Genomic DNA, 13,756 nt, shown 5'->3' with positions numbered 1-13,756 from the left:
TCCGCGACTGCCGCCTCAAAGGCGACGGCGTCCACCACGCCATGCTCGGCATCGCCCGGATGCACAACCTCGCCCTCACCGGATAGGCAAGCGGGTCGCACGACGGTTCGTCATGCCCGAGGCGGCGAGAAGATCATTTACGGGACAGCCCTTAGTTCAGAGAACGCACCCGGGAGCAGCGCCTGGTCCAGTTCGGGGTGCACACGATCGGTCTGCTGGCGCAGCTGCCGGAGGCGACCGTGCAGCGGGTCCTCGGTGGGCGGGCGGGCCAGCAGCTGCGCGAGGTGGCCCGCGGCATCGACCGCCGTGTGGTGGTCCCGACGGAGCTCCCGCACAGCACGGCCGCGCAGCGCCGGTTCACCCTCGACACACTCTCCCCCGAGGAGGTCCGCGCCGCGCTGCTGTCGCTGGCGGTCGAGCTCGGCGACCGGCTGCGGACCCGGCGCCAGGCGGCGAGGACGATCACGATGACCGTCACCCTGGCCGACCGGTCCCAGGTCCACCGAAGCCGCCAGCTGCCCGGCGGCCCGAGCGCGCACGCCGAGGACCTCCGCGACACCGCGTACGAGATGTTCCGAGCGCTGGGCTTCCAGCGGGCACGGGTCCGCGGCCTCGCGCTGCGCTGCGAGCAGCTGGTCGACGCGGCCGCTGTCGCCGAGCAGCTGTCCTTCGACCAAGGTCGCGAGCGCAGACTGCGGGCGGAGAAGGCCGTCGACCTGCTCAATGCCCGGTTCGGCTCCGGCACCGTGGGGCCGGCGGCCAGCTACCGGCAGGCTGGCTGACGCCTTCGGGGCGGGCGGCCGACGGTCCGGCCGGGCCCCGCCCCGAGCGGTCGGTCAGCACCCGAAGTCGTCGAGGACCTTGCGCGTCGCGGCGTCCACCGGGCGGAGAGGGTGGGTGCTGCCGTCCTCAGCCGGCCCCAGACGCAGGGTCGTTCCCCGGCTGGTCGGGGTGACGAAGAGGACACCGTCGTCGACGCGGGTCTGTACCGCGCCGCTGCGGTAGGGGCTGACGGACAGACATCCGTCACCGAGTTCGCGCTCGAAGCGCTCGTACGGGCCGGCGAAGAAGTGCTCAGCCACCGGGCCTTGGCCCTGCCACACCACGATCGCGAGGAGTCCGGCGGCGATGCCGGGGGCCGCGGCCTTGAAGCCGGGAGCCTGGATGAGCCGGGGCCCGGTCCGGTGGACGATCGCGGTCCCCGCGAGCGCGATGGCCCCGGACGCCGCGAGCAGCAGGGTGTAGTGGGAGAGGAGGTCGGCCCGGTTGCCGAAGGTCAGCGGAAGGGCCGCGCAGGCCAGCACCAGCAGGCCCAGACCGGTCAGGGTCACCGCCTGGAAGCCGCCCAGCTTGGCCGGCCACTTCGTACGGGTCGGGACCAGGTCGTCCTCGCGGCCGACCCACTGTCCCGCGCCGCGCAGTCGTCCGGCCAGCGGGCGGGCGCCGTCGAGGCGGGCCTCGACGAGCAGGTCCAGGACCGCGTCGCCGAAGGCGAGGGCGCGGCGGTGCACCGCGAACTCGTCGTCCTTCAGCCGGTCGGCCTCCTCGGCGCGGACCGGCTGGATGCGCAGCCCGGTGCCGCCGGCGAAGGTGAGGTTCACCGGATGTCCGGGATCGGGGAAGCCGGGCACGGTGGGGGCCGGGCGGCCACGCCCGTCCAGGCGCACACCGCCGTCGCGCTCGGGGAAGTACTTCTCGTACATCCTGGGGTGCCGGCGGTGACCGTGAAGGCTGGCCTGGAGCGCCTCGGCCTGCTCGATCACCGCGTCCAGCAACGGCGAGGCCGGGGCGCTGCGCATCTGGTCGGCCACTGCGGCTCCCGGAACCGCCTGCCACAGGCCGCCGGTCCGCCCCAGGACCCGGTCCTTCCACAGGTCGCGGACGGACCGCGGCCATACCCGGGCAGCGGGCAGTCGTCGCGGAGGCTGCCCGTCGGCGAGGTGCGCGCGCAGCAGTGCGAGGGCGCTGCGCACGTAGTCGGTCTCGGCCGCGTAGTGGACCGCGACCGCCGTGGTCCGCTGCCGTAGGTCGGCCCCGGTCTCCTGAACCCGGTCGGCCGAGGCCCGGGCCGCGAGGCCCTGTGCGAGCAGCTCGGCGATTGCTCGTTCCCAGCTCCGGCTCATCTGCCATCCCCCTCCAGGTCGGCGTCCGTCGTCGTGAGGTTATCCGCCGCGATGCGCAGCAGCTGCGGGTCGGCGTAGAGCACGTACTGAGCGCGGGCGACCGGCTCGGGTTCCTCTTCGTGCGGCATGGCCTTTCCTCAGCCCTCGCTGTTGGGCTCGTCCGTGCCGGCCTTGGGGCGCTTGGTGCCCTTGCGGCCGTCGCGCAGTGCGGCGAGGAGCTCCTCGGGCTCGGGCCGCAGTCCGCTGCCCAGGTAGCGGATCCCTTCGCCTTCGGGTGCGGTGTCGGTGTCCTTGCCGATGGGGTGCCGGCGGCTGGTCGCGGTCCGCCATCCGTAGCGGGAGTCCCACACCGCGGCGGCCGGCTGGTCGGTGTCGAGCATCACGGTGGCGGCCACGGCGCCTCCGTCGAGCTGGCGCATCTCGACCTGGGCCTGCTGGGCGATGCCGGCCGCGGCCAGGACGTCGGCGGTGTGCTGCAGGTAGGGCTGGGCTCCGCGGGCGTGGAGCTCGCGCTCGGCGAACGTGACGGCGGCGCGGTGGGTGATGGCGGGGTAGCCCAGCTGGAGAGCGGCGCCCTTCAGGTCGAGGCTGGGCTGCTGCTCGACGAGGTCGGCGATGCGCCGGCCGCGCAGGGTGGCCAGGCCGGACTGGGCGGTGGGGAACTTGGTGATGCCGAGGGTGTCGGAGACGGTCTCGACGGTGACGGCGGGGTCGGCGTCCAGGAGCTCGGCGATCCGCGGCAAGATCTGGTCGCGGGGGATCATGTCGCCGCTGCCCTCGCGGCGGCCGCCGCCGGCGCCGCGGCCGGGCCGGCTGTCCTTGTAGGCGAGGACCAGGCGGCGGGGCCAGTGCTCGGTGCCCTTGGGGCCGGCGGGCACGAGGACCATGCCGGCGGCCAGGGCCGGGTCCTTCTTGTACGTGTTCCAGGTGACGGGTTCGATGCCGAGCACCTCGGCGGCCTCGTGGCGGTCGAGGAGGTCCTCGTCGTCGTCGACCTGGGGCAGCTCGGGGATGGGCTCGCCGACGTAGTAGGCCTTGGTCTGCTCCGAGTCCCACAGCTGGTTGCGGGCGTCGGGCGAGCTGATCGGCACCGGGTGGCCTTCGGCGGCGTAGGGCTTCTGGTTTCGGATCGTGGTGAGCTTCTTGCCGAGGGCGTCGGCCAGGTCGGACATGGTCTGGACGTGCTGCAGGCGTCCGGCGCGGATCACGTTCTTCTCCTTCGTCACGGTGCGGGGCGCGCGGGGCGCCCCGCCGGCGGGGGTGTTAGTCGGTCGAGGGGTCGGGCAGGCAGTTCGGGTTGCACGGCTTGAAGGCCTCGGCACCGCATCCGTCGCAGGGGCGGGCGGCCGCCTCGATGAGCGGGTGGAGGTAGGCGAAGGCGCTGTCGGCGCCGGCGTGCGAGCGGCGTCCGGATCCTGTACGTGCCCACCGCCTTGGGCACCCTGATCCTGGTCGCGTACGTCGAAGCGGATTGACCGCGCCGCACCCAGGCTGTGCGGGCTTCTGGACGAGCCCGGCTCCATGGGATATCCGCCGGCTCGGTGTCCCGGGATTCGCGGCGCCGGCTCTCCCTGCGCGGGGCCACCCTCCGGGGTCACGAAGGGCCCCGCGCCACGCGCGGGGCCCGGTGCTCGTGGCTCAGTCCTTGTCGGGCCGCCCGGGCACAACCAGGAACTCAGCGGGGTCGGAGAGACCGTCGTTGTATTCGGCGACGATGAGCTTCGCGAGCGGGGCGGAACGGGAAGAGGAACCGCCGCCGCCAACTGTGTTCGCGATGGACGATTCCTTCCACTGCGCCACCGTCTTCACCTTGCGCTTGGAGCGACCGGCGAGTTTCGAGCTGAGGCGGTCGAGCCGGGCGTCGGGGTTGCGGTCGAGGACCATCCCGACGGCGCGCAACATGATCCCCTCCCACGTCGAAGTGTTGCGGCCCCACGCATCTTCGACGACCCTCAGCACCTTGGGGATCAGCGGGGTGCGCCCCTCGGGGAGGATGAGAGGGTAGACGCTCCCGCCCTCGTGGCGTTTGGCGTGCTTCTCGTCCATCACGGCGATGGCGGTGAGCGCCTGTACCGCGCCGATCTTGTTGGCCGAGGTGCTGCCGGAGATGCCGAGGCCGAGGCTCTCGACCTCGTTCAGGATCCGGGTGTTGCGAGGGTCGCCGGCGGTAATCGAGACGCGGAAGATGTCGAACGGCTTTACTGCCTTGCGGTCGCGGTTCGCCGCGAGGAACAGTTTCGCCTCCTGCTCGGCGGTGAGTCCCTCGTAGACCATGCAGTCCCTGAGGAAGTCCGCCCCCTCCTTCTCGATGGCCACCTCTGTGGAGTGCTGGCCGTCGAGGAGATAGTACCGGCCGTCGTCCCGCAGGGAGACAATCGCCGGAAGCAGTGCGAAGGGGTCCCACATCTTCGTGAGCCGGGCCGTCCAGACCGCGTCCTTCTTGCGCTGCGCGGCGGGACCGGCGTCCTCTCCGGTGGAGGTGCCGTACAGGGCGGCAGAGTCGAGGTCCTGATCGACGTGCAGGTCCCCGACGCGGATGGCCGCGTAGGTCTTCTGGACGGTCCGGGTCGTTCTGGCCTGCGCCGGGACGGCGGCCTTCTTGCGTGCAACTACCATAAATCCCCCCTGGATTGAGCGTAGGTGACGCCCAGTCAACCATAGAGATTCCTCGCGCGCGGGAATTTCTCGCGCCCGCCACCGCAGGTGGGTCAGCGTTCGACGACGGGCTTGTCGAGGTCGCGGTGGACGAGGCTGACGTCCAGGTGCCGGTCGGCGTACGGCTGGGCGAGGTCGGCGATGCCGAGCTCGGCGGCGGCCTTCTGGTCGCCGGAGAGGGCGGCCTGGAGGGCGAGGGCGACCGCGCCGGCGCGGTGACGTCCGCCGGCGCATCCCGCGGCGACGCGGACGAGGCGGCCAGAGGCGGAGGGACCGGCGAGGAACGCTTCGATCTGCATCACGGTCGCGGTGACGAGCTCCTTGATGCCGGGGGTGGTCATGACGGCGGCGCGGACGGGGGCGTCGTGCGCGGTCATGTAGCGGAGCTCGGGGCTGACGTGCGGGTCGCGGAAGTGGTGGCGCAGGTCGATGGTGAGGTGCGCGTCGTCGGGGCGCCGTGCAGGTAGCCGAAGGAGACGAACTCGATGGTGCCGGTGCGCTCGGTAATGTTCTCCACCTTGTCGGTCGTCTTGGGTCGGCGGGAGGGGTTGCCCCGTGCCCGAATCGGCGGGATGCGAGCGGCGTCGGTGACGGCCTGGCGGCCGGCGTCGGTGATGGCGAAGAAGTGCGGGTGCCCGCGGTGGACGTTGTCGGGGTCCGGGCTGCCCTGGGTGTGGCCGCAGGCGTCGATGCTGTCGGCGTAGCCGAGTTCCTCCAGCGCGATCTCGTCGGCAGCCGTGAGCCAGATCTTCTTCCCCGCGTCCGCGGTCTCGATCAGGGAGCCGATGTTGCCCTTCGGGTGGGCGACGGCGTTCTGGAGGGCCTTGAGGCGCTTGGGGGTGAGACGGGGAGTCATCGCTGTCCTTCCTGGTTGGCGGTGAGGGTGGTGCTACTGCCAGCGGAAGGCGTTGCGGATTTCGCTGGCGGCGCCGGAGAGGTTGTCGCCCTCCAGGCGGATGTCGAAGTCGTACGGGTCGTTGTCGTCGAGCTGGTCCATCACCGCCTCGCTCGCAGCGTCGAGGACCCCGGCGAAGGCCTCGTGGAGCTGGGCGGCCTTGAGGGCGTCGACGATGCTCTCGTAGTCGGCGCCGCGCTTGATGGCGTCGGCGAGGAGACGCAGCGCGGCGGCCGGGGCGAGGGCGGCGAGCTCGGAGGTGTCGGCGCGGACGGCCGGCGTCTCGATGGCGGTGATCCGGGCGATGTCCTTGGAGCTGTCCATGGTGTTCCTCCTGGTCGTGGCCGGGCTGGTCGGCGTGGGAGTCGGTTACAGGTGGGGGATGGTGATGGCGGCTGCGGCGTCGCCGGTGAGTGCGAGGCCGGGGGCCTGGGGCAAGGCCTCGGCGAGGGCGGTGATCGCGGGCCACAGGTCGTTGACCATGTTCGTGGTGGTCTTGGTGACCTCGGTCCAGGTGGCGCCCTGGTCCGGGTCGGCGGGGGCGTCGCCGGTCAGGGCGATGCCGTTCACACCGAGGGCCGGACGCGCGCCCGGCCACGCCTTGCTTGCCCAGCCGGTACCGAGGGTGCGGCGTTTCCCGATCCGCCTGCGCGGCTCGCACGCTGCGGCCAGGACGCGGGATATGGCTAGCCCATGACTCGCCTCGCACTTCCGGCCCCGCTGGCCCTGTGCCGCCCCGTTGAGGACGTACGCCTCGGCTTGGGACTGAATTTCGAACCGAAGTTCGATGGGTGGCGGTGCCAGCTCCTGACCGGCGCCGGGCGCCTGTGGAGCCGACACGGTACAGACCTGACGGCCCAGTTCGCGGACGTGGCCGACGCATCCCGTGCCCTGCCGGAGTGCGTTCTGGACGGGGAGCTCGTGGCGGTTCCGGAGAGCGGGAGCGTAGCCTTCGCGCGGCTGCAGTCCCGCTCCGGGCGTGGTCCGCAGCGCGGTGAGGACTTCGCCGTCCACCTCGCCGTCTTCGACCTTCTCGGGCTGGGCGAGGAGGACTGGCGGCCGCGCCCGTACGAGCAGCGGCGCATGAAGATGCGCGAGCTGCTGGCAGACAGACTTCTCGCCATCCGGCCGGTCCCCGCGACCGGTGACCTGGACGCCGCCCTGGAGTGGGTGGGAGGCCTGAACGGCGTCGAGGGGCTGGTCTTGAAGCCGAACCTGCCCTACGTGGCGGGCCGCGGGTCGGGGTGGCTGAAGTGGCGGCGCATGCACACCAGCGAGGCGGCGGTGATGGGTGTCAGTGGGCGGACCCCGGGCACCCAGTGCCTGGTCCTGGGTCTCCCCCGCGGGGACGGCCGGATGCGGGCCGTGGGCGTCAGCCTGCCGCTCGCCCAGGCTGTCCGCCGCGAGTTGGTGCCTCTGCTCCGGCCCGTCGGCGAGGACCAGGCCGAGTTGCCCGGGACGGTGGGCGGCCTGCCGGGCGCTGACCCTGTCCGCTACCGGCCCGTCGTAGCGAACGTGGTCGTCGAGATCGAGGCCGACCAGAAGCGTCCGCTGGAGTTCGGCCGGTTCCGTCATCGGCCGCGGGTGCTGCGGGTCCGCGGCGACATGACGCCTGACCACCTTCCACACGCACCGTGAACCGCGCTGCGCGCCGAGGCGACGGCCCGCCGGCCCCTGGGCGTCACGATGCCCGGAGGCTCGGGGCTGCCTCCGGGCATCGTGGCGGGATCTCCATCGCTATCCGCGGGCCCTAAGAGGTCGTTTTCGTCCGATGTTTCATCCCGGGATGGGGTGTTTGGTGGTCTTCTTCGGGTCGCGCCAGGAGATGGTGTTCTCGCCGGTGAGGCGGCGGGCCATGAGGTCGGTCATGGCAAGGTTGATCAGGGCTTCGGAGCGTGTGGGCAGGGTTTCGTAGTCGCGGGCCAGGCGGCGGTGGAGCATGAGCCAGCCGTAGGTCCGCTCGACCGCCCACCGCTTCGGGATCGGGGTGAAGCCTCTGGTCCCGGGCTTTCGGGCGGTGATTTCCATGTCGATGCCCAGGGCGGCAGCATGCTCGACGAGGTGCTGGCGGTAGCCTCCGTCGACCCACACTTTGCGAATGCCTGGGTGGTGGGCGGCAACCTGGTCCAGGAGCGTGGTTCCGGCGATGGAGTCCTGCACGCTCGCCGCGGTGACCAGCACGGCAAGGAGGAGTCCGAGCGTGTCGGTGACGATTGCTCGGCAGCAACGACGAGGTCGGGGAATCGGTCTTGGACCAGGGAGCCGCGGCGGGTCTGGAGCAGCACCCTGCCACCCGATCCGGCGGGAGTGAAGACGAGCATCCGGTGCCCGTCGAACTTCTGCTCAAAAGCAGCCCCGCCTTTCATCATGCCGGGGCCCGGCAGCGTATCTGCGGCCTGCGCGAGCATCGGTTCCACCGGCGGGTACAGCGTCACCCCAGGACCTCCCTCGCGCTCTGCGCCCTCTTCCAGGATCGGCCAGGCCGGGTGGACACGTGTGCAGCCGAGGCTGGCGCACGTCATCCGTCCGAGGGGCACGACGGCGCTGTCCCGAGCGGCCCCCGCCGCAGGTAGGGCACGGTGACGGCATGCGCCGCTGGTCCATGCCCCTGCTCCTGCCTCGGGCTTGTCCGGGTGTGGCATCAGGACGAGGTGATCGAGGTCCGTGAGCTCGGCTAGGGTCGTCTCCTCGGACTCCTCCGTCGTCCTCTGGCGTAAGGCGATCGGCGCGAGATCCGTACTATCGTGCGAAGGATGCTGCCGAGCAGGCCGGCGGCGGTGGGCAAGTTGACGTGTACGTGAACGGGTAGGCTTGCCGTCCATGACCCGTTCCGATGAATCCCCATCACGCGAGCCGAACGAACGTGCCCTTTCCCACGTGAGCGGGGCGGTGGTTGAGAAGTGGGCTGCGGTACGCGAGATGAGCGACGACCTGATCGACAAAAATCTGGTCGAGGCAGCCTTTGCGGACCCGGTTCTCAGGACTCTTTTCCCTCTGGTGAGCCATGGATCCCTGCAGTTCAGCCGGTGCACGGAGTTTCCGTGGTCGAAGGACCTGCCCTCCATCTTTCCAGCCGGCGCGGGCCGATTTCGCGTTCTCCGTCTGTACGCCGAGGATGATGCGGAAGTCGGCGACGTGCGGACACCGCAGGAGGCCGTGCGGCTGGTCCGGGCGGAACTCCCGGAAGGGATCCTTCCCGCGATCGACGGCCCCCCCGAGGAGCTTTGACGCCGGCCAGGCCAAGCGCGCGCAGAATTGGCAGGAGTGGGTGAGCGCCCGCCGGTGGGTCGAAGTGGCACGGACGGCGGCACAGCTGCAACGGTGGCAACACAAAGCCACCCCGGACCTGGCTGGATAAGACCGTGCAGCCGGCACTCCCGGATGCCATGAAGTCGAGGGCGCGTTGCGGTGTGGTGCCGGGACTGGGACTGTCGGTGGACTACAAGCGCATCTCGGCCGCCTCCGGCTGAGGACCGCCGCCGTCCTTGGGAGGTGTCCGAGGTCGGCCTGTTGGCCCCATCCGATTGCACAGCGCAGGTCTGCTGGAAACGGCAGGCTGCGGATCGAGCTGAGGTCAGTTCGGTGAGGCCGAAGGACGGACGGGCGCTCCCACGAGGTGTTGTCGTGGGAGCGCCCGAAGTCTCGGTGCTACCGGTCAGAGATGACTCCGTACGGTCAGTCGATCGGGTAGGCCCAGTCGGGCTTTGTCATCTTGCTGGTAACGTTCTTCCCGCCCCAATACCAGTCCACCGACTCCCAGGTGCGCTTTTCCAGAACGATCTGAAGGCGGAGCAACGCCATTTCCCAGGCAGTTCCGTTTCCTGACTCGGTGGCGGGTTTCCACTTGGGGCCCAACAGGGGAATGCCACGTTCGACGAGTAGTTTCAGGGCCTGATCAGGGCTTGTCGCTCCTTTGACGCCGTCGAGGGTTACCGAAAGCCGAATCTTCGGATTCGCAACGGCCTCGGCGACCCCGACCATCCAGATCGGACGACCGTCCCCGTTGGGATAGGGATCGCCGTATCCCTGGTTATTGAAGGTCCGGCCTTTGATGGCATCGGCGAGCTCGTCCGAGTACGGGTTGATGCCAAGCACGATGAGTTCGCCGGTGGTGCAAAGCGAGTCCGCGTTGTGGACCAGCAGCGGAATGCTGCCGGCGAGGACGTAGTACGAGTGGACGCTGTCGATCGTGAGGTCGTACGCAGGCTGCGGGGACCTCCGGTGGGTGACCGAGACGATCGGCACCGACCGGCCATCGGGGGTACGGAGGGTGTCCTGCGTGGTCAGGTCGCCCGCGTCCCGCCACGTACGGGAGTTCTCCGCCCAGAACGGGTGGTGGTCGGTGGCGACGACGGTACGGGCGGTGCCGTCCGCAGCCGGGACGCCGAGCTCGGTGAAGTCGCGGTCGTCGGGAGTACGGATGGTCGCTTCGACACGCTGGGGGGCCGTGACGCCGGTGTCCGGGTTGGTGGACACCACCTGATCACCGACTCGCACGTCCTCAATGGGCCGGGTCGAACCGTCACGCATCAGGACCGGCGTGCCGGCGGGGAAGCTGTGGCGCTTCGTCGGGCAGGGCGGCAGTGAGAGGCCGTCGACCTTGTTCCAGAGATTCTGCAGGGCGCCCCTGAGCTTCTCGGCCTTGAAGCCCCATTTCTCGAGCTTGGCGCCGAGCGCGGCCCAGCCACCGATCGGGATCGTCAGGGCGCAGGACCAGGCGGCGTCCTTGTACTTCCCCGGATCGTCGAAGATCTTGGCTTCCAGGACGTACGAGCCGCAGTTGGCCAGGCTGACCGGGATGCCGACAATCGGCAGCGCGCCGTACAAGTCGGCACCCAAGTGCGCGAGTTCTACGGCGACGCGCAACTTTTCCTGCAGCGGCAGGTTGGCGAAGATGACCGCACCCTTGGCCAACGGCGGCAGGCTCTGGTACATGTGCTCGTTCAGCGCCGCCAGGTAGCGCTGGGTCCGCTGGCGGTTTGCCTCTTCCGTTTTGGCCTTTTCGAGCGCCTCGTTGAAGACGTTGACGACAACGGTGGCGTCCTGGCCCGACCGCTCCGCGGACTCCCGCGCCGTCGTCGCGGCGGCGTAGGCCTGTGCGGCACTCCCGGCGGCAGAGACCGCGCTCGCCCGGGCCCATACCGCTGACTGGGTGGCGTCGTTGGCACTGGCCTGCGCACGCTGGCGGGCCTGTTCCGCGGTCCTCGCGGACTCTGCGGCCTTGGCCGCCGACTGCTTAGCTTGAGTGGCCCAGTCTTGCGCCTGCCGCGCGGCGTCGGCGGCCCGTTCGGCGTCCTTTCGGGCCTCCTCGGCAAAGGCCTGGGCGTCAAGGGTGGCATTGCGGGCGAGAGCGTAGGCCTCCTCTGCCAGGGCTGCGTTCTGCTTCGCCCTGTCCGCGACCACCGCGGCCTCGGCGATCATTTGCTGGACTTGGCTACGATGGGTCTCGGCCAGGTGGTCCATGCGCTGGGCCCGATATTGGCCGGTCTGGAGGAACGAGCGCAGGACGCCGGGAGGGCTCAGGATGGCGGCTTCGGCCGCTGCCTTCACCTCAGGGCCGCCGGTCTGGGCGAGTCTGGCCGCGCGGGCGCGGTCGTCCGTTTCCCTGGCCTCATACTGGGTGACGGTGATGAAGTCGACCAGCGCCTTCGCGGTACCGGCCTTGAGCGCAGTGTCGCCAGCCTGCTTGACCCCGGTGTCACCGGCCTGGCTGATCCGGGTCACCTCGACCTGGTAATCGGTGAACGCCGCCTGATGCTGGCCGGTCTCGAGGAAGGCGTGCACCTGGTCGGCGTTGCCCTTGAGCGCCTCCCAGGCAGCAGTTCGCACGGGCTCGTACGGTGACTTCACCGCAAGGGCCTGCACCTGCTCGGTCTCGTCCTGGAACTGGGCGCTCCGCCAGCCGGTACGCGCGTACTCGGCGACTTCGCTGTCGCTGCCCGCCAGCGCCCACTCAGCAGCGGTGCGGCTCCACGAACCACCGAGTTTCATGGCGGCGACAGCCATCTGGCGGCCGTCGGCCACTACCTGCGACAGGTCCGCCCCGGGCCGGCCGGCCCGCTCGGCCAGAGTGACGAAGTCGTCGTACAGCTTCTTCGTGTCCGCCTGTGCCTTGGCGACCTCGGCCTGGGCCGCCTGGTGAGCGGCGCTCTGGTCGTTGGCCTGGTTACGGCCGGCAGCGGTGCGGGCGGCGAGTTCCTCGTCCTCGGCCTTACGGGCGATGTCGTAGACCAACTTGGCCTGATCCGCCGCATTGGAGGCGGCGGTCGCGGCCGTCCGGGCTGCTACGGAGTGCACCCGGGCCCGCTCGGTGGCTGCGGCGCCGGTGACGGCGTGGGCGGCTGCCTCTTGCGCGGCCGCTGCCGCGTTGCGGGCATGGGTGGCGGAGGAACGCGCGGCGTCGCGTGCCTCCCGTGCGGCTTTGGCGGCCTCTCGGGCGAGTGCCGACGCAGCCTGGGCGGCCCGGGTGGCCTCCGCCAGGTAGCGGCGTGCCGCTGCTGCGGCCGCGGAGGACTGCCCGGATGCCGCGCCGGCCCGAGCCGCGTCCTGGTCGGCGTCGTTCGCGGCGTTGATCGCGTCGTTCACGTTGCCGGTGACCTCGGTCACCGCTACGGACATCATCGTGACGGCGTCGGCTGCCTTGGCAGCCCGGTCGGCCCACGTGGCTGCCATGTCGGACTTGTCGGCGGCGAGGCGGGCCTCGTGGATGGTGGCTTCGTCGACCTTCTGGGCCGCGGCGGCGTCCAACGCCCGTGAGGCAGCGCGGGCTGCGCCCGCCGCGGCATTGGCGGCCTCGGTGGCGGCGGACGCCGCAAGCCGGGCCGCGGAGCTGGCGGCGCGGGCGGCGGTGATCGCCGCCTGCGCGGCGTCGGCGGCTCGGCGGGTGGCCTCTGCCGCGCGGCGTGCAGCGTCACCGGCGCGAGCGGCGTCCTCGATCGCGAGCTTGGTCTCCCTGGCAGCCTGAATCGCGGCCTGCCTGGCCAGCCGGGCCGCGGAGAGCGCCTGGTCGCTGGCGTCCTTGGAAGCGACTGCCTCCTGCTCCGCGCGCTCGCCCGCCGCCTTCGCCTGCTCGGCGAGCTGGCTGACGCTGGCGGTCTCCTGGTCCTGGGCACGGGTGACGTGCTGACCGAACGTCAGAAACTCGCGGATGTCTTCCGGCGTGCCGTTCATCGCGATGGCCGCAGCACGCTTGGTGTTGGGTCCCCCGGCGCTCTCGATCTGCGTCACTCGGACGAGGTCATCGGTGTCACGCTGCTCGAACTGGGTCCGGCGCAAAAACTCCTGCACCTCTTCGACCGACCCGTTGAGAGCAGCGTCACCGGCAGCCTTCACCCCGCGGCCACCGACGTTGGTGATGCGAGCGGCCTCTACAACCTGGTCCTGCTCGAGCGGGACCCGCCAGCCGTCTTTGAGGAAGGCATCGAGCTCCTGCGGAGTTCCAGCGATGGCCCGTTCCGCGGCCTCCCGAAGTCCCCGTCCGGCCTGGGCGACGATCTGTAGTGCCGCCTCCTTGTCGTCCAGGTGCTCTGCCGCGGCACGCTCGGTGTCGAGGAACTGGCGCGCGCTTTGGTCCGAGGAGGAGATCAAGGCCCGCTCGGCCGCAGCCTTTACGGCCGGTCCGCCGGCCTTCCACGCTTCGACGACCCTCCCGCGTTCGGTGTCCCCCAGAACGCTGAGCGGTGGGTCTTCGGCCGCGGCCGGTGGGGCCGCCACCAGTCCGGCAAGCAACGCCAGCGGGAGCAGCCCCGCGCTGAGCGCTCGTGCGCCGCCGAACCTCCCTCCGGGCCGAGCGACCAACGATATGTCAGAGCGCAACGAAATTCCTCCTGCTAAGCCACTTCGCCGATTCGAAGCGAAGGCGAGCCTAGCGAAGAAGATCAACGTCCGATCCCCCGCGGGTCCGCCCCCTGAGATGCCAGCCAACAGGAGTGAATCTGACCATTGTGCATCACAAACGACATTCAGTCAGATTCAACCAGAAATGCCAGCACCCGGTCTGCAGAGCGGCCTGGCCACTACTATTCCCATGATCGCCAACCCGCTTGAAGCATGTCCGGTTTCCCCTTCATGCGGTGCCCGATTC

General features: G+C 70.5%; 12 protein-coding genes and 2 pseudogenes. 4 read left to right on the top strand and 10 right to left on the bottom strand.

Annotated elements, in window-relative coordinates; translation table 11 throughout:
* A pseudogene (locus ACZ7H1_RS21365) lies at nucleotides 1-86 on the top strand (IS5/IS1182 family transposase); the annotation flags it as partial.
* Nucleotides 87-197: 111 nt separating this feature from the next.
* Complete coding sequence (locus ACZ7H1_RS21360) at nucleotides 198-782, top strand: DinB/UmuC family translesion DNA polymerase (protein ID WP_470788669.1); 585 nt, start codon at nucleotides 198-200, stop codon at nucleotides 780-782.
* A gap of 54 nt (nucleotides 783-836) precedes the next feature.
* Here the strand turns inward: ACZ7H1_RS21360 and ACZ7H1_RS21355 are convergent, their stop codons facing one another.
* The 8 genes from ACZ7H1_RS21355 to ACZ7H1_RS21320 all read right to left on the bottom strand — a co-directional run bounded on the left by ACZ7H1_RS21355 (nucleotide 837) and on the right by ACZ7H1_RS21320 (nucleotide 6,243).
* A complete protein-coding gene (locus ACZ7H1_RS21355; protein WP_470788668.1) occupies nucleotides 837-2,123 on the bottom strand; it encodes a hypothetical protein in 1,287 nt (428 codons plus the stop codon).
* Nucleotides 2,120-2,251 carry a hypothetical protein gene (locus tag ACZ7H1_RS21350; RefSeq protein ID WP_470788666.1) on the bottom strand — a complete coding sequence of 44 codons (132 nt, stop codon included), beginning with the start codon at nucleotides 2,249-2,251 and terminating at the stop codon, nucleotides 2,120-2,122. Before ACZ7H1_RS21350 ends, ACZ7H1_RS21355 begins: the two co-directional genes overlap by 4 nt.
* Before the next feature lie 9 nt (nucleotides 2,252-2,260).
* Entirely contained in the window at nucleotides 2,261-3,331 is a 1,071-nt protein-coding gene (locus tag ACZ7H1_RS21345) for a DUF6292 family protein (RefSeq protein WP_470788665.1), read from the bottom strand.
* A gap of 430 nt (nucleotides 3,332-3,761) precedes the next feature.
* A complete protein-coding gene (locus ACZ7H1_RS21340; RefSeq protein ID WP_470788663.1) occupies nucleotides 3,762-4,739 on the bottom strand; it encodes a DUF6551 family protein in 978 nt (325 codons plus the stop codon).
* A 92-nt stretch (nucleotides 4,740-4,831) separates the two neighbouring features.
* Nucleotides 4,832-5,203, bottom strand: a complete 372-nt coding sequence (locus ACZ7H1_RS21335; protein WP_470788676.1) for a RapZ C-terminal domain-containing protein — start codon at nucleotides 5,201-5,203, stop codon at nucleotides 4,832-4,834.
* The gene (locus tag ACZ7H1_RS21330) at nucleotides 5,152-5,634 is read right to left on the bottom strand and encodes a hypothetical protein (protein WP_470788661.1); all 483 of its coding nucleotides are present in this window, start codon (nucleotides 5,632-5,634) and stop codon (nucleotides 5,152-5,154) included. The genes ACZ7H1_RS21335 and ACZ7H1_RS21330 overlap by 52 nt, the downstream gene beginning before the upstream one ends.
* Before the next feature lie 33 nt (nucleotides 5,635-5,667).
* Entirely contained in the window at nucleotides 5,668-5,997 is a 330-nt protein-coding gene (locus ACZ7H1_RS21325) for a hypothetical protein (protein WP_470788660.1), read from the bottom strand.
* A gap of 45 nt (nucleotides 5,998-6,042) precedes the next feature.
* The gene (locus ACZ7H1_RS21320) at nucleotides 6,043-6,243 is read right to left on the bottom strand and encodes a hypothetical protein (protein ID WP_470788658.1); all 201 of its coding nucleotides are present in this window, start codon (nucleotides 6,241-6,243) and stop codon (nucleotides 6,043-6,045) included.
* 123 nt (nucleotides 6,244-6,366) lie between these two features.
* Here ACZ7H1_RS21320 and ACZ7H1_RS21315 point away from each other — a divergent pair, with 123 nt between their 5' ends.
* The gene (locus ACZ7H1_RS21315; protein WP_470788657.1) at nucleotides 6,367-7,311 is read left to right on the top strand and encodes an ATP-dependent DNA ligase; all 945 of its coding nucleotides are present in this window, start codon (nucleotides 6,367-6,369) and stop codon (nucleotides 7,309-7,311) included.
* A gap of 138 nt (nucleotides 7,312-7,449) precedes the next feature.
* Here ACZ7H1_RS21315 and ACZ7H1_RS21310 read toward each other — a convergent pair.
* A pseudogene (locus ACZ7H1_RS21310) lies at nucleotides 7,450-7,893 on the bottom strand (transposase); the annotation flags it as partial.
* Between the two features lie 600 nt (nucleotides 7,894-8,493).
* On the opposite strand from ACZ7H1_RS21310, the gene ACZ7H1_RS21305 reads away from it, so the two are divergent.
* Nucleotides 8,494-8,901: a DUF6193 family natural product biosynthesis protein gene (locus tag ACZ7H1_RS21305; RefSeq protein ID WP_470788656.1), complete on the top strand. Its 408-nt coding sequence runs from the start codon at nucleotides 8,494-8,496 to the stop codon at nucleotides 8,899-8,901.
* 447 nt (nucleotides 8,902-9,348) lie between these two features.
* Here the strand turns inward: ACZ7H1_RS21305 and ACZ7H1_RS21300 are convergent, their stop codons facing one another.
* Complete coding sequence (locus ACZ7H1_RS21300; protein WP_470788655.1) at nucleotides 9,349-13,488, bottom strand: polymorphic toxin type 27 domain-containing protein; 4,140 nt, start codon at nucleotides 13,486-13,488, stop codon at nucleotides 9,349-9,351.
* Nucleotides 13,489-13,756: the final 268 nt, after the last annotated feature.

Source organism: Streptomyces sp. NPDC037401 (assembly GCF_055602345.1).
This window is presented reverse-complemented; position numbering and strand designations above follow the sequence as displayed.